Annotated in this window: 17 protein-coding genes and 1 pseudogene; 14 read left to right on the forward strand and 4 right to left on the reverse strand. The window is 43.8% G+C overall.

Going from position 1 to position 19,848, the window contains the following annotated elements:
* Positions 1-58 precede the first annotated feature (58 nt).
* From NSQ68_RS12365 to NSQ68_RS12390, 6 genes are all read left to right on the forward strand, one after another.
* Complete coding sequence (locus NSQ68_RS12365; RefSeq protein ID WP_342428976.1) at positions 59-1,165, forward strand: TolC family protein; 1,107 nt, start codon at positions 59-61, stop codon at positions 1,163-1,165.
* A 35-nt stretch (positions 1,166-1,200) separates the two neighbouring features.
* Complete coding sequence (locus NSQ68_RS12370; RefSeq protein WP_342428977.1) at positions 1,201-2,673, forward strand: efflux RND transporter periplasmic adaptor subunit; 1,473 nt, start codon at positions 1,201-1,203, stop codon at positions 2,671-2,673.
* A complete protein-coding gene (locus NSQ68_RS12375) occupies positions 2,670-3,407 on the forward strand; it encodes an ABC transporter ATP-binding protein (protein WP_342428978.1) in 738 nt (245 codons plus the stop codon). Before NSQ68_RS12370 ends, NSQ68_RS12375 begins: the two co-directional genes overlap by 4 nt.
* A complete protein-coding gene (locus NSQ68_RS12380) occupies positions 3,404-4,618 on the forward strand; it encodes an ABC transporter permease (protein WP_342428979.1) in 1,215 nt (404 codons plus the stop codon). The genes NSQ68_RS12375 and NSQ68_RS12380 overlap by 4 nt, the downstream gene beginning before the upstream one ends.
* 74 nt (positions 4,619-4,692) lie before the next feature.
* On the forward strand, positions 4,693-5,169 hold the full coding sequence (locus NSQ68_RS12385; protein ID WP_307354222.1) for an RNA polymerase sigma factor: 477 nt from the start codon (positions 4,693-4,695) through the stop codon (positions 5,167-5,169).
* A 242-nt stretch (positions 5,170-5,411) separates the two neighbouring features.
* Positions 5,412-7,013 (forward strand): alpha-amylase family glycosyl hydrolase, encoded by a 1,602-nt coding sequence (locus NSQ68_RS12390; RefSeq protein WP_342428980.1) that lies wholly within the window; start codon positions 5,412-5,414, stop codon positions 7,011-7,013.
* Positions 7,014-7,255: 242 nt separating this feature from the next.
* Here NSQ68_RS12390 and NSQ68_RS12395 read toward each other — a convergent pair whose 3' ends face one another.
* The 4 genes from NSQ68_RS12395 to NSQ68_RS12410 form a co-directional block, all read right to left on the reverse strand.
* On the reverse strand, positions 7,256-8,038 hold the full coding sequence (locus NSQ68_RS12395) for an HAD family phosphatase (RefSeq protein WP_307354219.1): 783 nt from the start codon (positions 8,036-8,038) through the stop codon (positions 7,256-7,258).
* Between the two features lie 30 nt (positions 8,039-8,068).
* The gene (gene gutB1 / locus NSQ68_RS12400) at positions 8,069-9,118 is read right to left on the reverse strand and encodes a 2-amino-2-deoxy-D-mannitol dehydrogenase GutB1 (RefSeq protein WP_307354218.1); all 1,050 of its coding nucleotides are present in this window, start codon (positions 9,116-9,118) and stop codon (positions 8,069-8,071) included.
* A 34-nt stretch (positions 9,119-9,152) separates the two neighbouring features.
* A complete protein-coding gene (locus tag NSQ68_RS12405; protein ID WP_029518480.1) occupies positions 9,153-10,391 on the reverse strand; it encodes an aspartate aminotransferase family protein in 1,239 nt (412 codons plus the stop codon).
* A 193-nt stretch (positions 10,392-10,584) separates the two neighbouring features.
* A complete protein-coding gene (locus tag NSQ68_RS12410) occupies positions 10,585-11,793 on the reverse strand; it encodes an MFS transporter (RefSeq protein ID WP_039275002.1) in 1,209 nt (402 codons plus the stop codon).
* Between the two features lie 510 nt (positions 11,794-12,303).
* Here NSQ68_RS12410 and NSQ68_RS12415 point away from each other — a divergent pair.
* The 8 genes and pseudogenes from NSQ68_RS12415 (at position 12,304) to NSQ68_RS12450 (ending at position 19,285) form a co-directional block, all read left to right on the forward strand.
* The gene (locus NSQ68_RS12415) at positions 12,304-13,212 is read left to right on the forward strand and encodes an AraC family transcriptional regulator (protein WP_307354217.1); all 909 of its coding nucleotides are present in this window, start codon (positions 12,304-12,306) and stop codon (positions 13,210-13,212) included.
* 117 nt (positions 13,213-13,329) lie between these two features.
* On the forward strand, positions 13,330-14,394 hold the full coding sequence (locus tag NSQ68_RS12420; protein WP_039275006.1) for a Gfo/Idh/MocA family oxidoreductase: 1,065 nt from the start codon (positions 13,330-13,332) through the stop codon (positions 14,392-14,394).
* A gap of 681 nt (positions 14,395-15,075) precedes the next feature.
* Complete coding sequence (locus NSQ68_RS12425; RefSeq protein WP_342428981.1) at positions 15,076-16,104, forward strand: helix-turn-helix domain-containing protein; 1,029 nt, start codon at positions 15,076-15,078, stop codon at positions 16,102-16,104.
* 136 nt (positions 16,105-16,240) lie between these two features.
* Positions 16,241-17,035 carry an SDR family oxidoreductase gene (locus tag NSQ68_RS12430; RefSeq protein WP_342428982.1) on the forward strand — a complete coding sequence of 265 codons (795 nt, stop codon included), beginning with the start codon at positions 16,241-16,243 and terminating at the stop codon, positions 17,033-17,035.
* A gap of 93 nt (positions 17,036-17,128) precedes the next feature.
* A complete protein-coding gene (locus tag NSQ68_RS12435) occupies positions 17,129-17,431 on the forward strand; it encodes a putative quinol monooxygenase (protein ID WP_342428983.1) in 303 nt (100 codons plus the stop codon).
* A gap of 57 nt (positions 17,432-17,488) precedes the next feature.
* Positions 17,489-17,827, forward strand: a pseudogene (locus NSQ68_RS12440) (SAM-dependent methyltransferase); the annotation flags it as partial.
* Positions 17,828-17,830: 3 nt separating this feature from the next.
* Positions 17,831-18,349 (forward strand): GNAT family protein, encoded by a 519-nt coding sequence (locus NSQ68_RS12445; protein WP_307354212.1) that lies wholly within the window; start codon positions 17,831-17,833, stop codon positions 18,347-18,349.
* Positions 18,350-18,517: 168 nt separating this feature from the next.
* Positions 18,518-19,285 (forward strand): S-layer homology domain-containing protein, encoded by a 768-nt coding sequence (locus tag NSQ68_RS12450; RefSeq protein ID WP_342428984.1) that lies wholly within the window; start codon positions 18,518-18,520, stop codon positions 19,283-19,285.
* Positions 19,286-19,848 lie beyond the last annotated feature (563 nt).

A 19,848-nucleotide genomic window follows, 5' to 3' on the forward strand; every position in this document is an offset into this window, starting at 1 on the left:
TAATTCATATAACAACGTATTTATTAAATTTAATAAACTTAGAAAGAGGGGGATATCTATGAAAAAAAGTGTGTTTATTTTATTGTTGTTGGCCTTATCAACCAGTTCTTTTTCAGGGCCCTTTGTTCAAGCAGAGGGGCAGCAATTGGCTTCCAATGCAAGTGTGAAACTAACATTGAGTCAAGCCCAGCAATGGGCACGGTCTAATAGCTTTAGTTTGAAAGAAGCCCAGCAAACGATAGATCGTAACCGGATTAACCTAAAAAATGCAGGTAAGAATCTGGATTTCATTCCAGCAGGTACAGGCAACGGTGAAGAGGACGCGGCTAGTAGTTCTGCTTGGAAGGGGTATGCCTCATCGACGGTTTCTTATTTGGAATCCAAGAAGCAAATCGAACTTGCTCAAGATCAGACAGACTACACCACAATGAAGGACTATTACGACGTACTTTTGGCTGACAACAAAGTGAAGAGTAGTGAGGATGCACTTTCGCTTGCGTTATTGGAGGAAAAAGCTGCTGAGGCGAAAGCCAACCGTGGAAAAATTTCTCCAGGTGAACAAAGCACCATTATTCAGACTCGTTTAGAAGCAGAAAAGAATGTAGAGATTGCAAAATCTGTGCTGCAAAAAGCATTAGAGGTGCTAAACACCCAAATGGGACAGCCGCAAGGTACGGTATATGAACTGATTGATCGACCCGCTTACCGGAAAATGGATAACTCGAATTTGGATACGCTTGTGACGCGTGCAATCTCGGCGAGTCCTTCGGTATGGAGACAGGAGGAGGCTGTCAAGCTGGCAAAAATGGAAGTTAAATATTACACATGGAACTCGGGAGCGGACGATTATGAAATTAAACAGATTGATGTAGACTCAGCGGAAGGCGGACTCAAAAATACCAAGGATCAATTGGCAGAATCACTAAAGAGTATCTACTTTAACTTACAGCAAAATGATGAACAATACGAACAAATGCAAAGTAATTTACAGAACGCTATTAAAGTGTTGGACATATCTCGTAAAAAAAGGGAACGTGGATTTGCCACAGGTACGGAGGTCGCCACGAATCAGTTAAAAGTGAAGCAAATTGAACGGAATAAGGATGAACTCATTATTCAAATGACAATGCTGCAACATGCTTTAAACAAACCGTGGAGCGTATAGGTTGTAGAAAAAATACATTTTAAGGGGATATAACATTGTCGGAAACAGAAAAGAAAGATGCATTGCAAGTGTTAAGAAGGAAAAAAAGATTGAAAGGGATCATAGGTATTTTTGTCTTGATTATTATAGCGGGAATTGGCAGTACTGTTTATATGAATAGAAGTCAGGAAAAGCCCGTGGAGGGTCCTGCGAACCAGATCGTACAGGTACAGAAAACAAATATGACCGAATCGCTTAAAGTAACTGGAACCGTTCAGGCTTCTAAGGAAGTTAATATCAATTTTACAAATCTCGAGGGTGCCAAGCTCATTGCTGTCAATGTCAAAGCAGGAGATAGTGTCAAAGCGGGTCAGGTATTGGCTCGTTTGGATGATTCGGATTCCAAGTTACAAATTAAAAATGCTGAATCCAATGTAGCGATTGCCCGAGCCAAGGTAGAGGAAGCCAAGCGTGGACCAAAGCCTAGTGATATTGAGCTCCAGAAGGCAAATGTCCTAAAGGCTCAGATGGCGATTAAAACAGCCAAGGATTCCATGGAGCTGGAAGAAGTCGTTGCACAAAAAGAGGCGGCTAAGATGACTTTGGATAAAGCCCAGAAGGATTATGATGACCAGACTTATCTAGTTCAGAATGATGCAGCTGCAGAAAGTGACCTGGCGACGGCCAAGCAAAACCTGGATAAGGCAAAATTGGATATGAATAATGTTGAACTTCAATACAAGAAGGCAAGGAATCGACAAGTTCAGGCGATTGAGGATGCGGAAATGGGCTATAAAACAGCTTTAATACAATTAAAGGCAGCACAGTCCCCGCCTGATGCCTCCAATATTCAATCCGCACAGGCTTCTTTACAACAGGCTGAAACGGAATTGGAACAGAAGAAAAGTGTTCTGAACAAATTACAGGTTACGGCACCGTGGGATGGAATTATTTTGAAGGTTAATGGCGATGTGGGTACCAGTCCTACAGCACCTTTCATTGTTATGAACAACTCCAATACAGGCGTTATGAAGGTTAGTGCCAAGGTTAACGAAAGTGACATTGCTAAAATGAGGACTGGGCTCCAGGCTACGTTACACACGAATTCATTCCCGGACAAACAATTTAAAGGCGAAGTCCTCTTTGTTTCTCCAGAGCCGGTTACGGAATCCAATGTGACTACATACAAAATTGAATTGTCTTTGGATAGTCAAAAGATAAGACTACAACCAGGGATGAACATGGATGTATCACTCCTCTTGGCTGAACATAAAGATGCGTTGTCTGTTCCATTGTTCGCATTGAGATCCGAAGGTGGAGTGGACGGAGTATATGTAGCAAAGAACCCGGCTAACCCTGCAGATTATGAATTCAGACCAGTGAAGCTGGGGGTCTATACAGCGGATCAGGCCGAAATCAAGTCCGGTGTCAAGGAAGGCGAAACCATAGTTATTCCGCCTCAGGGTGGTAGTGCTGGTCCGAATGGCAGCCAAGAGGGTCAGGACCCTGATGGAGGTCAGGCACAATGAACGAAGCTCGTTTGAATAAAAGCGTTATTGAAATTAAAGAACTAAAAAAAATATATGAGGTAGGCGGTCAGGAGATTCAGGCTCTACGTGGTGTTGATTTATCTATTAGCGAAGGTGAGTTTGTTGCCATAATGGGCCCCTCTGGTTCGGGTAAGTCCACTATGATGAATGTCATTGGTTGCCTCGATCATCCTGATACGGGGAAGTATTATTTGGATGGGTATTCCATTTTGGATGCTCGTGAGAACGAGCTTTCCGAGATTCGAAATCAGAAACTGGGTTTTGTGTTTCAGAAATTCTATCTACTTCCCCGAACTACAGCATTAGCCAATGTAGAGCTACCTATGATGTATGCAGGTATACCTGCCAAGGAACGCCGGGAACGAGCTGTGGAGGCGCTTCAAAGTGTAGGGCTTGCAGAACGCATGTACAACAAGCCTAATGAGCTATCTGGTGGTCAGCAGCAACGTGTCTCCATTGCGCGTGCGTTGGTGAATAATCCTGTTATTCTGCTGGCGGATGAGCCTACGGGGGCACTAGATACGAAGACGAGCGTCGAAATTATGGAGCTGTTTCAAGGTTTGAATGAACAGGGGAAAACCATTGTCTTGGTTACTCATGAGCTGGAAATTGCCGAATATGCCAAGCGCCTGATCAGCTTTCGAGATGGGAATATTGAGCGGGATGAGAGCATTATGAATAGAAGAATTTCATCAAGGATGGCAAGCCTATGAAATTAATGGAAACGATCCGTGTATCAATTAACAGTTTAACAACCAATAAGCTACGCTCCTTTTTAACAATACTCGGTATTATTATCGGGGTGGCAGCGGTTATTGCCATTATGGCGATTGGAAACGGCTCTACAACCCGCATAAAGGCGGAAATTAATAAATTAGGGAATAACGTATTGATGGTTGCGCCAGCTATGACAATGGTCGATGGTGAAATAGATTATGACAACACTCCATCGTTTACTTGGGCTGATGTCGAGACGTTGGAACAAAAGAATTCCATAGATGCATTGATGCCAAATATAACGAGTAATTCAAAAGCTACGTGGGGGCGATATAACTATAACGCCACTATTGTAGGGACTTCCGCTTCATTCTATAAAGTCAAAAAGTTTTCCTTTGCCGAGGGCAGAACATTTACCAACGATGAGATGGATAAACGCATGAATGTCGCCATTCTTGAAAGTCAGGCGGTTCAACGTCTTTTTGGTGGAGATACCCAAAATGTATTGGGACGAACGTTTCAAATTAAACAGATCCCTTTCAAGGTAATTGGAGTATTAAATACTCAGCCAGTAACGAAATTAAGCTACAGCACTAATGAACAAATTTACATCCCTGCTACAACCATAATGAACCGTCTGGGTGAGAAGAACATTACAGGATTGGACGTATCCGCCAAGTCACCAGCTTTGATGGATCAGGCTCGTTCAGACATATTGGAAAGCTTGCGTTTAACGCACCAGCTAAAACCCTCGGAACCGGATCAATTTCAAATTATGAGTCTGTCAGAAGCAGCAGGTGCTGCTTCTGGTGTAGATAATATCATGACCAGCTTGCTAGGAGGTGTGGCCGCGATATCGCTCGTGGTAGGGGGAATCGGAATTATGAATATTATGATGGTGTCGGTTATAGAGCGTACAAGAGAAATCGGTATTCGAAAAGCTATTGGCGCCAAGCCGAGAGATATTATGATTCAATTCCTATCTGAAGCGGTCATCTTTGGTCTATTAGGAGGTACAATCGGGGTTGTATCAGGCATAGGGGCATCCAAAATACTTGAGGCAACTGCACATATGACCATTGAATTTACGATCTCGCCTATCATATATTCGTTTCTTAGCTCTGCGGGCACAGGCATCCTATTTGGAGTATACCCGGCTTATAAAGCAGCAAGTTTGAAGCCTATAGATGCATTGAGATATGAATAATAAGCAGGGATATGAATTTAAATCTATCAAGTAACGTACTGATGTCAATCAAAACAGAAGGGATAAGCAATAATATGGATATTAAAGATGTGGAGGATCTATATTTATCTTGCAAATCAGATCTCTTGGGATATTTATTGAGGATATTGCATAACAAACAGGATGCCGAAGATTTGTTGCATGAGTGCTTTATTCGGTTTATAAGAGCTTCACCTGACTTGCCTCAAGATCGTATTCGATTTTATCTTCTGAGAATTGCCAAAAATTTAGCTATAGATTTAATAAGAAAACGAAAAAAGATGGATGAATATAACTTACGTAAGGAGCTGCTCTACTATCACTGGGATACCCTCGATTTTGAAATTCAGGAGGAGGTCAATCGAATTCTTTTGATGGCAAGTAATACCGAGCAAAGGACGGTACTTGAATTGCGTGTAGTCCGAGGATATTCCATAAAAGAAACGGCTAGAATCTTAAACAAGAGTGAAAATTCAGTAAAGTCTTCGCTGCACAGAGCTTCAAAACGCATTAAATTAAGATATATTTCCTGAACTGATTTGGACGACACCAGACAATCTTTTATTCAGCAAATCGAAAGTATTAAATCTAAGAAAAAGAATGATTTTTTAAAGCGGAGTAGACATAGAGTCTGCTCCTTCTTTTTGCTTGATACAGAGATATAACAATAAGATCGATATTTTCCACCATAATAGATAATAAATATCCCCTTTTTTTGGATTGTTTCTATTTATAATGAAAGCGCACCCATAACAATCAAAGGAGCTGATTTGTTTTGACACGTAACAAACGCTTAAGAAGATTGTCCACCGCCATGTTAACGGTGCCTATGCTCACGATGTTCGCTTCAGGTGCAATGGCAGAGCAGGAAATGAACGGACATAAGCCTCCGGTTTCTACTGGAAGCGGTGTATTTTATGAAATTTATATCAATTCTTTTTATGATTCGAATGGAGACGGACATGGTGATTTGAAAGGAATCACACAAAAACTTGATTACTTAAACGACGGCAAACCCCATTCGGGTAAGGATTTGCAGGTCAGCGGCCTCTGGCTTATGCCCCTAAATCCATCTCCAAGCTACCATAAATATGATGTAACTGATTACTATCAGGTGGACCCGCAGTATGGGAGTCTTAATGATTTCCGCACCTTGATGAAAGAAGCGGACCGAAAGGGCGTCAAGGTGATCATTGATCTTGTTATCAATCATTCGAGCAGCGAGCACCCATGGTTCAAGGAGGCTAGTGCCAACCCGCAAAGCAAATACCACGACTATTACGTATGGGCGGATGCGAACACAGATTTGGAAGAAAAGGGTTCGTGGGGTCAGCAGGTGTGGCATAAGAATCCGAATGGCGAAGGGTATTTCTACAGTACGTTCTGGTCGGGCATGCCGGATCTGAACTTTGACAATCCCGAAGTCCGCAAAGAAATGATCAAAGTCGGCAAGTATTGGCTGCAGCAAGGTGCAGACGGGTTCCGACTTGACGCGGCAATGCATATTTTTAGAGGACAGACGAAGGATGGTGCGGATAAGAACATTGCCTGGTGGAATGAATTTCGTTCCGAGATGGAGAAGGTAAATCCAAATGTATATCTGGCAGGAGAGGTATGGGACAAACCGGAGACCATAGCTCCTTATTACGGACAGCTCCACTCTTTGTTTAATTTTGACCTGGGCGGAACGATTTTGAAGTCTGTGAAAAACGGCCGAGATCAGGGTATCGCGGCATTCGCCGAGAAAACGCTGCAACTGTACAAATCGTATAATAAGGCGGCACTCGATGCTCCGTTCCTGAGCAACCATGACCAGACCCGTGTCATGAGCGAGCTAGGCGGGGATGTGCGAAAAGCCAAGCTGGCCGCTTCCATTCTTTTGACGCTTCCGGGCCAGCCGTTCCTCTATTATGGGGAAGAAATTGGTATGAAGGGAGAGAAGCCTGATGAGTTTCTTCGTGAGCCTATGCGCTGGTATAAGGGAGATGGCCCTGGTCAAACGACATGGGAGAAACCCAAATATAACAAAGGCGAGGTATCAGTGGAAGCGCAGCTGAGAGACGATGATTCCCTGCTGGAAAGCTACCGCACACTTATCCGTCTGAGGGAAGAACATGAAGCTTTACGCAGCGACAGTCTGCAACCTATACAATCAGGCTCTGCCAGCGTGACCGCATTTAAACGTACTTCAGGCAAAGAAGCACTGTATGTATATCATAACCTGTCTGGAGAGCCGGTTACCCTGCAGATGAAAGATTTCGATAAGGGTAAATGGAAAGTGGTCTTCTCCACCTCAAAGGATGTGAAGGTGAAGAAAGGAACGGTTAAAATTCCGGCTTACAGTTCTCTGATTACCGAAGAAGACAGAAAGAGCTGAATATACGCAAAATTACCGTTCAGATGAAGCAGGATATATATCGATGAATCCAGTTTGGGGTGTTAACAGCACCCCTTTTTTCTATTGAACAGGGAACGTACGTGTTCTAACTATACCGATTTGACGTAAAGCACGCCCCTTAGAGTACACACAGGGAAGGATAAATGACATTCTCCAGTGTATATTCCAAGGGGCATTATTTAATACCTCAATCATAGTAAAGATCGGACGATTCCATATGATTATAAAGGGGGTATGCCTTCCGGTACATTTCGGTCCTTGCTCTTAGCAAGCAACTGCTCATCAAACGGCAAATTCTCTTTGATCGCCCACAGGTCGTCATAGCTGAGAATACAGCGATCAGCTCTGGACAGATCCTGCTGGCCGGAGCCGGGGTTATGGAAGCCGACGCAGTACATTCCTGCACTTTTGGCTGCCTGGACCCCGTTATGTGAATCCTCAATAACGATGCAATGGGCCGGTGCAACGCCTAGCTGCTCGGCGGCGTATAAGAAGATGTCTGGTGCCGGCTTACCCTGCAATACCTCTTCACCGGTGATTCGAATGTCAAAGTAACGGCCAAGTCCTGTCTTTTCCATAATGAGATCAATCAGCGCCCGTGGAGAGGAAGAGGCCAGCGCGACCGGAATCCTTTTCTCTTGCAGCCAGTCCAGCCACCGCTCCAGTCCGTCGATCGCCACAAGGCCCTCGTGTGCAATCATTGTCTGCATCACATTTTTTCGGTGATAGGCCAAGGCCTCTTCCACCGTATTGGTGAGCTGATGCCTGTCCAGCACTTGACGCCACATGGATTCGAGTGTCACTCCGACATAGGTGTGATGCTCTTCTTCCGTCATGGGCGCACCGAAATGGGCAAAGGAGCTGCGTTCGACCTCAAAGTAAATCGGTTCGCTGTCTACTAACACCCCGTCCATGTCGAAAATGACCGCTTTGACCGGAACGGACGCTGATAGGTCTCCTGTGCATTCATTATTCGTCGGTGTAATATGATGGATGCTCGTCATGTCCATTCTCCCCTTTGTTAGTAGCTAAATTTAGTTGCCGGAGCCATTAGATTGCAGCACAATCTTGATCGCCTGAGACGAGGGCTGAAGTGTCCGCTCGCTGATATTGCATCCAAGCGTCTTAAAGGCTTCATGGTAGTCATCCAGCGGATACGAGTGGGTAATGATTTTTTTGGCGGGAATGATTTGCTGCTCAATCAGGTAATGTGCCGTGGAGAACGTGCCCAGAGAATCAATCGAGCCGATGATTTTAAGGCTACGGTCAACTACCTCTTTCGGATTAAACGAACTTATCCCATCTCTCAGCCCCACCAGCATCAAATACCCGCCGCTCGCAAGCTGGCTTAGTACCTCAGTGCCGACCACTCCTGTGGTGTCCACAATCATGTCCACCTGATTTTTTAACGGAGCCAGCTTATGAATGGCCGATTCCAGTGTGGCGTGCGCGGACCACCGTTCGGGGGCAATAGAATCCGCTATGGCGAGCCGTTCCTCCGAGATGTCAACAAGGCAACCAGTTACGCCTTTCGAAGCAAGAGCATAGCTGTACAGAATCCCGATCGGACCTGCGCCTATAATAACGGTTGTGAAGTTCGGCAGCAGGTTAATCTGGTTGATTCCGGTCAGCATACAGCTCAGCGGCTCGGTCAGCGTCGCTTCTTCGTAGCTGATATGGTCCTTCAACTTGTACAAAAAACGGTCCTCAGTCACATAATAATCGGTGAACGTACCGTCTGCGCTGACTCCGGTCTCGGTTACGGATTTATGTGTGCAATGATTTTGTCTTCCTGTCCGGCACATTTCGCATTGGCCGCAGTAGTAAGTTGGATCAATCACCACTCGGTCTCCAGGCTGCAGTGAACTGACGGCTGGTCCTACAGCGATCACATCCCCCGCTGATTCGTGCCCCAAAATCGTAGAAGGCACGGCATGATATTTGCCACTGATGATACCTAGATCCGTACCGCATACGCCAGTTGCCCGAATCCGGACGAGTACATCGTTATCTTTTTTTATCTCCGGGATAGGTCTTTCCTCAAGTGCGACATCCCAAGCTGATTTATATACAAGTGCGAGCATGTATAATTCCTCCTTTTGCTTATTGGGCAGATCGTTAGTGAAGGGTAGCAAGAACGGCGTCAAGCCGTTTAACAATTTCGACAATCTCATCTTCGGTAGCCGTGAGGGAAGGTCTGACTTTGACTACATTCCCATAACCGTAACGGGAACCTCTCAGAATTAATTGTTGTTCCTCAAATGCGCGATCGATAATCCCATTGCTTTTCACTGCATCCGGGGCATCGTCCTCGTCTACAATTTCCAGTCCCCACATCAGTCCGACGCCACGAGCCTCACCAATGCAATCATACTTGTCGGCCATCTCCGTCAGCAGGGATCCGAGCAGGCTTCCTTTAGACCGGACGGCTTCCAGAAAACCGGGCTCGGTTACAACCTCCAATGTGGATTTGGCTGCCGTGACCGAGATCAGATTGCTGCCCGAAGTAAAGGAATGTTCGTGCTTCTCCAGGACATCGAGACGAGACTGCATCAATACCGCCGCAACCGGGACTCCAATACCGCCCAGACCCTTAGCGAGAGTAATAATATCCGGTTGGATGTCAAACAGTTCACTTGCGAACATGTAACCTGTCCGCCCAATTCCGGTCTGCACTTCGTCTGCAATCAGAATCATCCCATGCTCGTCGCATAGTTGACGGAGGCGCTTGAAATATCCTGCAGGCGGGATGATATTACCTCCGTTGCCCAGAATGGGTTCAATAATCATGCAGGCCACAGACCCTGAGCTTCCATACTCAATGGCGTCCGATATAGCGTCAATACAATGATGACCACACTTGTCTGGTGAAGAATTAAAGGGACAGCGATAACAGTAGGGGGCAGGCACATGCAGAGAATTTGCTGCAACTGAGTTAGGAAAATTCTTGCGACGAAAGGCATTACCGGAAATGCCTGTTGCAAACTGGGTTTGTCCATGATGTGACAGATGCAGACTGATGATATCGGTTGCTCCAGTGTATTTTTGGGCCAGCTTCACAGCACATTCATTCGCTGTTGAGCCGGTAATATCTCTCATCCATCCGGCGTCTATGCCGTTCGGGGCATACTGGATTAGATGATCTAGGACTTCTTCGACATAAGGCTCTGTAAAAGTAGAAGACATGTGTGCAAGATTGCCGACTTGCTCCTGTACTTTGCTTACGACATGAGGGTGGTTATAACCAAGCGACAAGTTGAAGGTGCCGGATACGCCATCCAAATACTCCTTACCCGAATCGTCAATCAGAGTAATGCCTTTACCATATCTGAAACGTTCTTTGGTCAACGTATGCACGATATTTCCCTCCATATCAGAATATACATTCTTATTAAGTCATCTTTATAAAGTCTACCACCCTATCAGAGCATAACGAGGCTGAACTCACCTCCCCAAAATAAGAAATCCACCTTCCTTGCTCTCATGGACAAGGGAGCATAATCCGGTGCTTCTGCGATAGGCCTCACCTCCCCTAAGAACTAAAACAATATCATCCTTCCTTGCCCTGATGGGCAAGAGAGTCAACGACTCGGCTGCCCCGATCATTCCACAGATGCGTGAGAATAAGTGCCAGCAGCAAAATCAGAGTAAACCCTCCTAAAATCCAGAGGCTAGCCGCCACTGGCCATTCGCTCATGCTCCAGCCTATTACATATTGAAGCACCGAGCCGCCAATTCCGCCCGACGCAATCAGAATGCTGGTCGTCCGCTCGGTCATTCCCGGAATCAGCACGTTGGCATAGACAAGTGCGATACAGAAGAGTCCAGACATGAATAGACCTGCACCGAAAATTATAAGGTATGTAGCCCATTGGCTGGATATAAACACCATGGCAACTAGGAAACAGAAAGTACCGATTGCACTCCATAGCAGGTAAGGAATATATCCTGCTGACTCTGCAATCCTTCCTGAGAACATACGACCAATGATCATTGCAATCCAAAGCACGCTGACACCCAGCGAGGCTACGGATCCTTGAAGATGTAGCGTCTCTGTCAGAATAGAAGGTAGGAAGTTCATGAGCCCCAGTTCAAGACCCATATAAACAAAGAAGAATATAATGAAGATTCCCAGCAATACACGATGCTGTCCAGAGTAACGGGCTTGTTCAACTGAACGTTCAGTAGTTCGGATGTCTGCTTGGGTAAGGTGAGAGGAGGCGGATGCAGGCATGGTAAGCCACAACAGCGCTAAGATAAAAGTGAGAAGGGAGATGGTGTAAAAGGTTAGATTCCACATTCCAAGCCAGATATACAGGCTAACGATCGCCGGAATAAGCAGTGCACCAAGTGCAAAATAGACATCCAGCTTAGACATGGCCACGGCTTTTTGCTCCTCCGTGAACTCAATGGTAAACGCTCCGATGGACGATTCAATGATGCCTGAGCCGAAACCAACCCAGATGGCCATTGCGATGACCCAATTCCATGAGGGTAGTACACCCAAGATAATGCACGCTGCCACGATACTACCCAGGGCTATGGATAACATGGACTTGCGACCCAGATGCAGAGCCATGAAGGGGGTGAGCAGAACACCGACAAGAAATCCGAAAAACTGCAGGAACAGCAGTAATCCACCATCGCTGTACCCCCGTCCATAGTGAGATAGTAAAGTCGGCAGTAATGCCCCAAGCACCACACTGGTGACGCCGATTAACAGATAGAAAGCACAACTTAAAGCGAATAGTCTCTTCAAGGCCTGTCCCTCCAGTAGGTCATATTTTTTATGTGAGTATTTTTTTTACTAGAATATACCATTACATTGGAAATGTATATATATTTTTATATAGAAAATGTAAAAAATTAATTTGACAATTTTACACGTATTTAACTTCAATTGTGTTTAATCCAGTTAAGGTGAAACCTTTATCTAAGGAAACTGCAAGCGGCAGGAGGGAATAAGATCAGTCCAAATTGTTCTCGAACGCCAAACGGCTCATAATTAAGTCATAACTTTGAGTTTGCAATAATGTTAGTAAGGATACCTAGTAAAGATGCCTAACAGTTGCTTTACTTCATAGCAACTATGATGGATAGGGTAGAAAAACGAATGTTAAACGCTTACAATTCAAAAGGGAGAGGGAATTTTATTCGCTAGTTGAGAAGGAGTAGCATGAAGAAGGGAAGAAAGGAATGCAGTGCGGCATAATTATCATTAGTCATGTGCACGGCTTTTTGAACTTTACTGCAAAAGGAGTCTACCAAAATGAATTTTTATTTAGAAATCCCGGAGCTTGACCGACATTTTCCTTTCCGGAGTTTTATTAATAAAGGCGACGTGCTTTGCTATCCTCATTGGCATAAAGAAATTGAAATTATTTATGTGACCCAGGGAACCTTGGATCTGGGAATTAACGATATTTCGATACGCATGAAACAAGGTGAAGTTCAGTTTATAAATGGGGGTGATGTTCATTATTTCTTGGCTTCTCCCGACAGCGAACGGGTGGTTATTCAATTTGATCTGAGCTTTTTTCAAGAGGTTTCCACATTAAGTGATCAGAAACGCCCTCTTAGATATATATTTACGGAGATGGAGCAATCAAGCTGGAACTGGCCAGAAGAAACAGCAGCTAAAATGCTTCCTCTGATTCAAAGCATTTATGATGAGAACGTCAACCAACACGAAGGTCATGCTTATATGATCAAAGCCAAGCTGTTCGAGATGTTGACTCTTATTATTCGTGAGGTGCCGAGAAGCATAACCCCAAGGCTTCCTGAACTCTCAGAGAGAACCTTAACACAATCCAAGGACACTCTTTATAAACTGGAACGTATTTTTGAGTATGTGGAATGTCATTATCATGAAACCATCTCGCTGAAGAATGTCGCTGATTATATGGGGTTCAGTCCCTATTATTTCGCCAGGCTGTTTAAGAAGAATACGGGGATGACCTTTGTAGCATTTTTGAATGATTACAGACTGAATAAGGCAAAATGGATCTTGTTGAATGAAAACAATCCGATTACTGAGGTCGCAGAGGCGGCAGGGTTCAGTAGTGTAAAGACGTTTCATCATCTCTTTAAGGAAGCGACAGGAACATCACCATTGAAATACCGCAGGACAATATTCGGGAATAAAACAGCAAGAAATGAGGAGGAAAGCTTTTCATGAGATTTGTATGATAGAGCTATCCGACGAAGTGAAGGGTGAGTTACGAAGACATTAAGATTTATGGATACGTGAGCAACCGATTGATATGCGGTGGGCTTAAATCAGGAGTGGAGGAAGATGAAAATGGACAATCGTATATACAATGTAGTCATCATCGGTTATGGAGGCATGGGAAGCTACCATGTTCAATTGATCGAATCTAATCAGCAACTTGCCGTTGGCGGTGTATATGATATTGTCGATTACCGGATGGAACTGGCTGCGGCTGCCGGCTATAAAACCTACGCTAGCTTGGATGCCGTTCTGGCCGATGAGGCCGTGGATATTGTTTTGATAGCAACACCAAATGATGTTCATAAGGAAATCGCGATCCAGGCGCTACAAGCCGGAAAGCATGTTATTTGCGAAAAACCGGTTACGATAACGAGCGCGGATTTCTTGGATATTGTTGAGGTGGCAAAGAAAGAAAATCGTGTGTTTACGGTACATCAGAACCGTCGATGGGATGAAGACTTCCGAATTATCAAAGATATAATTGGCAATAAGACCGTGGGCGAGCTTTTCCAGCTGGAATCGCGAGTTCAGGGAGCTAATGGCATTCCAGGTGACTGGCGGCAACTAAAGGCGTATGGCGGAGGAATGCTACTGGATTGGGGAGTACATCTGTTGGACCAGCTGCTTCAGATTACGGACAGCAAAATAGAAAGCGTAGCTGCTACCCTAAGCTATATTTTGGGGACTGAAGTGGATGACGGCTTTGCCAGCTTTATTGAGTTCAAGGACGGCCTGACAGCAGTCATTGAAGTGGGTACAACCAATTACGTAAAGCTGCCACGCTGGTATATTAAAGGAACCGAAGGAACCGCAGTGATTCGAGACTGGGATTTGAGCGGAGAGATCGTCACCCGAAATCCAGATGTTGCTCACGTGGAACCCAAGCCGATTCAAGCAGGTCAAGGATTGACGAAAACGATGGCGCCGCCGTCTGAGGAATCCACCCTTAAGTTCCCGATTGAGAAAATACCTGCTGCTGCAGAAAGCTTTTATGAGAATTTTGTCTCCACCATCGAAGGAAAAGCAGAGATTGCGATCAAAAATGAAGAAGTACACCGTGTATTGGTGCTGATTGAGACGATTTTTGAGGCGGCAGCAACCAAAAGCGTGATTCGAAGAACTATTTAGATCTGCTCTATTTTTCGATCCATCATAAGAGAGATATATAGGAGCCTGGAGAGAAACAAACAGATTTATTTAATGAAATTTTGGGGTGCATTTAAGTAATCAGTAAACCTTTGAAATGGTGAGCAAAATAATTTTGCCCACCATAAAACTCAAGCAGGTATCGCTCCACAACCGAATTCTATGGCTTGATCATTTTTAAGTTGCTGAGATTTCGAATAGGTTTAATTTACACGTAAAGAGAAGAAGATGTTTTTACATAAAAATTAAATCCGCTATTTTCTCCTTTAAATCAACACATTTCACTCTAAATCTTCCAAAAAAACATAAAATAATCCATGAAATTGCTAGAATAATCATTTGTATTAAGGGAATGACATTCCTAAGAGTGTCGGTGATTTGAGGTTTAGAAAACACACTCATAAGCATAAGGGTGTGTTTTTTGGTGTTGAGAATGAGTCTTTCATGCCATTAACAGAATTTTATCATGATTAAGTAATTCGCCAAATCACTCGTCATTGATTGAAAGTAGCCCCGATAACAAGATGATGTAACATTTTCCACAGCTTATTACGTTAATGTAGACACCTTAACGTACTTAAGAGTATCCTTATGTGTACTTAAGAGGGACCCATCGCAACCAAAACCAATGAATATATAAGTATATAAAGGAGGCCCATATATATGAAGACTCATACCTCTGACCGTATTAAAATCCCGCCAGGATTGTGGGCAGGATTATTTCAGTTAGGGTTTGGCGCCCACGACGTAGCACGCAAAGCACGACTGCCGATCACCATTATTACTGAGCCAGTAGTCACCACCGCCCAATATTTCGCGATCTGGCAGGCATATTCTGATCTCATTGGTGACACGGCCCAAGGAATCATCAAGCTTGCGACCGTCTTTGATACAGCGAAGTACCCACCGACTGTCTTAGCGACTTACCACGCTCGGGACTACCGCGACGCTCTAAACCGAATGGCTCGGTACAAACAACTGTGTCCCCCGGAAAACCTACATATCACTGAGGAGGGCGAGCACTGTACAATTGATCTGGAGTGGCTATCTCCCGAGCAGTCTGGTCCGCCGATACTGGTTGGTAGCACGCTGGCTTTTCTTCTGGAGATTGGGCGCCGGGGCACAGGTCAACCTTTGAAAGCGCAGTTTGTTGAATTTTCGCACTCCATGGGCGATGTACAAGCCCTTGAAGCTTACTTCGGCTGTCGTATCCGGATTGGTGCAAAATGTAACCGATTGACTCTACATCGAAGGGACCTGGACCGCCCCTTTGTCTCGTACAACGAAGAGTTGCTGGAAATCTTGACTCCTGTTCTGGACCGATCGTTGGATGAACAGCAGCGTAGCCGCTCAATTACCGAGATGGTCAAATGGATCATGAAACGCAGCCTCACAGGAGGGCGCCCCGACATTCAGGCTGTGGCGAAGGAACTCAGTATGAGCGATCGTACCTTGCAGCGCCGGCTTACTGACGAAAATACGAGCTTCAAGATTCTATTGACAAAAGCTAGACATGAGCAGGCACGAGAGTACTTAGCAGACCCCTCGCTCGACATTAAAGAGGTGGCATTCTTAATTGGATACGAAGACCAGAACTCGTTTTACCGCGCCTTCCGCCAATGGGAGGGTGATACACCTTCAAATTGGAGAACTGAACATTTAGGTACAAACTCGATATCAGGAGCACGCTAGGACTGCTTAATGAGTTTTGTCATTTGGCGTATTAAACAAGAACTTTGGCGCAATGTGCTAGTTACTGGACAATCCAGACAAGATAATATAATCACTATCCGGAGCACAAGACTGTTTAAAAAAGGAGAAGTGTATTATGGATATGGGATTAAAATATAAAACAGCTTTAGTTACAGGATCAACGAAAGGCATAGGTAAAGCAATTGCCATTGAACTAGCCAAAGAAGGTGTTAATGTACTAATTAATGGACGAAATTATGAAAAGGTAGAACGAACTGTAAATGAAATTAAGTTAGATTTCCCAGCTACCTCCCCTCAAAATGCTACAGCCGATATTGTGGATATTGGACAAAGAGAAGCCTTATTTGAAAAGTACCCCGAAATTGATATTTTAGTTAACAATATGGGTATCTATGAAATTATGCAATATGAGGATGTAGACGATGAAGTATGGGAAAAATACTTCCGCACTAACGTTCTTGCTGCAAATGGATTATCAAAATTTTATTTACCTAAAATGTTGAAAAATGATTATGGACGCATTATTTTTATTGCGAGTGAAGAAGCAATTATGCCTTCAGGACAAATGCCTCAGTATGGTATGACAAAATCTATGTTGTTGTCATTGTCAAAAAGCTTATCTAAATTAACAATAGGGACAGAAGTTACAGTCAATACGATTATGCCAGGACCAACACTCTCTGAGAATGTGCACCAAATAATTGAGAGTATGTATCCTCATGAAGATATGACTTTTTCGGAAAAAGAAAAAGATTTTATGGTTACAAACCTGCCTCAATCTGAAATACAGCGATTTATCAAGCCTATTGAAATAGGAAGACTAGCTACATTTGTATGTAGTCCTTATGCATCTGCATTTAAAGGTTCTCCCATCCGTATGGATGGAGGAATGGTCCCGACTATTTTTTAGCGCTTGTGGAGAAGCTTGCTGAAATTAGCGCTGACATTGCGGAACATTATGATAAGATGAAGTCAAATATCGCTCGAGGGTAGGATGAGGATCATGAACCATTTTGCTATGTATGGAAAGTTGACGGCACTTCCAGGGCAAAGGGATGCTCTTGCAGGCATCTTGCTAGAAGCGGCCGATCTGTTGAAGTCGAATACTGACTGCTATTTGTATATAGTCAATGTGTCAGACGACGACCCGAATGCGGTGTATGTGACCGAAGTGTGGAAAGATGCAGATGCTCATGCAGCCAGTCTTAAGAACGAAGAGGTACTAGCGTCGATACAACGCGGCCGACCGTTGATTGTCGGAGCGGAGCCCATTAAACTGCGTGCCCTAGGCGGAAAAGGCCTGTAAGGTTATCACTCAATAACGAGTATTCTAATCACATTAATGAAAATTATTGTTGCATATTACGCTGAAGGAGTTCAAGCAGCTAAGTTATGCTTTAGATATTTAAAGGTCGGAGGTTACATTCGATGTGCAGTCCCAGATGCTTACTTTCCGAATGAATGGTATCAAAATATAGTCAAAATCGGAGGACCTGGGCCAAGGGACCATCCAGTAGCTTCTCATAAAATCGTACATACTTATCAATCGTTACGATCGATGTTCGAAGAAGCGGGGTATAATGTACAACTGCTTGAGTATTGTGATGAAAAAGGGATATTTCATTATAACGATTGGAACGAGGCGGAAGGGTTTATTTATCGATCCAAAAGATTCAATCTAAGTAAATCGAAAGGTGGATAATATATGAAACTTCAAACGAATCGGCTCATATTAAAAACACTTGATCTTAATTTAATTGAAGCAGCAGCTCGACGTGATATAGGTGCTATTGAAGCTTTGGGTTATAAAACCAGTGATGAATGGCCGGGTCCTGATTTCTTTGATGCTTTACCTTATTTTCAAGAACTTTTGATAAAAAATAATGGCACTAGAGGTTTTGATTCTTGGATCATTGTAGATAAGGATAACCAAGAAATTGTTGGAGGGATTGGTTTTTTAGGAGATCCTGATCAGAACGGTATGATTGAGATCGGTTTTGCAACGAATGAAAGCCATCGCCGCAAAGGCTATTGCTATGAAGCCGCTCAAAAATTAATAGAGTGGTCATTAAATCATGAAGAAGTCCAAATCATAACGGCAAGATGCGTACCTGATAATATCAGCTCTAAGAATTTGTTATTGAAGTTAGGATTTCAAATTGATCACAAGGATGAAGAATTGCTTTATTGGAAATATCAAATGAAGAAAGTAGGAGGGGTTTAACAGAAAGGAATGCGAATACTGGAGGGTGAAGTTCGCTAAAGTAACTGAGAACGATAGTTCAACGCTATTTTCTCATTAATATCATCATTTTCTTTTGAAATGCCGATATAAAATTGAGTCTAGAGAACTATTTTATACATAAATTTTACCTAAAGGAAGTGGAAAGAGATGTTGAAAAAGAAATGGCTTATCACCCCGTTGGTTGCGACGACACTGTTTTTCGGTCAATCTGCCTTCGCGGCAAACACATTTTCTGATGTGGAAGGAACAAAATATGAATGGGCTGCCGAATCGATTCGTTCCATGGTCGACAAGGGCGTTGTCAAGGGCTATGAAGATGGGACCTTCAAGCCAAGCAAAACCATAACGAAAGCGGAATTTGTACATATGTTTCACAAGCTTTTTCCAGAAATCGATCGTTCTTCCGGCGAATCTTCCGATTTTGTGGATGCGCGTAAACACTGGGCGAATAAAGATTTTGCAGCAATATTCAACGGGGACTATGTTTGGCCGTATGCTGAAAGTGTTGGGGGGAAATATCCAAACTATCAATTCTATGTCAAGCCTGATAAAGCATTGACCCGCTGGGATGTGATGATGATTGCCTCTCTTCGGACGGATTATACTAATCAGACGCTTCATCCTGAGATTGAGGAAGTGATGTCTGCAGCTGCGCAGTACAAAGATATGAAAGTTCGTCAAGCCAATTACAATGACAATTTCTCGGCCTACTATCCGGTGCTGTACATCGACAAGACTGGAGAAGAGTACTCCTATGATGGAGATTCCCAGGATCAAAAGGCGGAAGCATTCTACACCCTAACTAAGATGGGGGTTCTTACCGCTAATGAAGGATACCTTCACCCAAAAGCGCTAGTCACACGGGCCGAAGCTGTTACCATTTTACAGCGTTTGTACGAAGCCACAACGAAGTGATTCTTAAATCAATGATGATCAGATAAAAGCAAAAAAAGATTCAACAAATGGCTTCATTAACACCTCAAAGAGTAGTGCTGTTAGGTTTTGATAAGCCGAATTCAGAAAATAAACAAATCTAAAAGTATGTTGATGAATATGTGGGAAAATTGAGATTTCAAACCGCTGATCTGAACAAATCAGCGGTTTTTTAGTACGAAATGGGGGGGGGAGGGCGAATCACGTTACATCTACTGATAAAGGGTCGACCTACCGCGCCATCGAGGCAAAGGTTAAGTCAAACCTTGATCAAGGTGGTCAGTGGATGATCGACACTAGCCGCTTGCGCATTGTAGCCATCAAAGAAACTGAATAAGGAGATTAACCGCTTTGGAGTTTTCTACTTATTTAGTTACATATCTATGGCGACGCCTGACCGCTCATTACTGTCGAAGGACAACAACTATGTATAAAAAGACGGCGAATTGGCGTTTTTTGTTGTAACCATCTTTCAGCCAAAAACATTAAATCAAACGCTGTATTGTCCGATAGAATACCAGGAAACGACTGATTCGTATCCAAGA

Source organism: Paenibacillus sp. FSL L8-0158, assembly GCF_038592965.1.
Lineage (GTDB): Bacteria > Bacillota > Bacilli > Paenibacillales > Paenibacillaceae > Paenibacillus > Paenibacillus polymyxa_D.

Bases quoted from the DNA above. Each gene is read 5' to 3' on its own strand.
- NSQ68_RS12365 (WP_342428976.1), top strand. From the start codon at position 59: ATGAAAAAAAGTGTGTTTATTTTATTGTTGTTGGCCTTATCAACCAGT.
- NSQ68_RS12375 (WP_342428978.1), top strand. From the start codon at position 2,670: ATGAACGAAGCTCGTTTGAATAAAAGCGTTATTGAAATTAAAGAACTA.
- NSQ68_RS12380 (WP_342428979.1), top strand. From the start codon at position 3,404: ATGAAATTAATGGAAACGATCCGTGTATCAATTAACAGTTTAACAACC.
- NSQ68_RS12385 (WP_307354222.1), top strand. From the start codon at position 4,693: ATGGATATTAAAGATGTGGAGGATCTATATTTATCTTGCAAATCAGAT.
- NSQ68_RS12395 (WP_307354219.1), bottom strand. From the start codon at position 8,038: ATGACGAGCATCCATCATATTACACCGACGAATAATGAATGCACAGGA.
- gutB1 (WP_307354218.1), bottom strand. From the start codon at position 9,118: ATGCTCGCACTTGTATATAAATCAGCTTGGGATGTCGCACTTGAGGAA.
- NSQ68_RS12415 (WP_307354217.1), top strand. From the start codon at position 12,304: ATGAATTTTTATTTAGAAATCCCGGAGCTTGACCGACATTTTCCTTTC.
- NSQ68_RS12420 (WP_039275006.1), top strand. From the start codon at position 13,330: ATGAAAATGGACAATCGTATATACAATGTAGTCATCATCGGTTATGGA.
- NSQ68_RS12425 (WP_342428981.1), top strand. From the start codon at position 15,076: ATGAAGACTCATACCTCTGACCGTATTAAAATCCCGCCAGGATTGTGG.
- NSQ68_RS12430 (WP_342428982.1), top strand. From the start codon at position 16,241: ATGGATATGGGATTAAAATATAAAACAGCTTTAGTTACAGGATCAACG.
- NSQ68_RS12435 (WP_342428983.1), top strand. From the start codon at position 17,129: ATGAACCATTTTGCTATGTATGGAAAGTTGACGGCACTTCCAGGGCAA.
- NSQ68_RS12445 (WP_307354212.1), top strand. From the start codon at position 17,831: ATGAAACTTCAAACGAATCGGCTCATATTAAAAACACTTGATCTTAAT.
- NSQ68_RS12450 (WP_342428984.1), top strand. From the start codon at position 18,518: ATGTTGAAAAAGAAATGGCTTATCACCCCGTTGGTTGCGACGACACTG.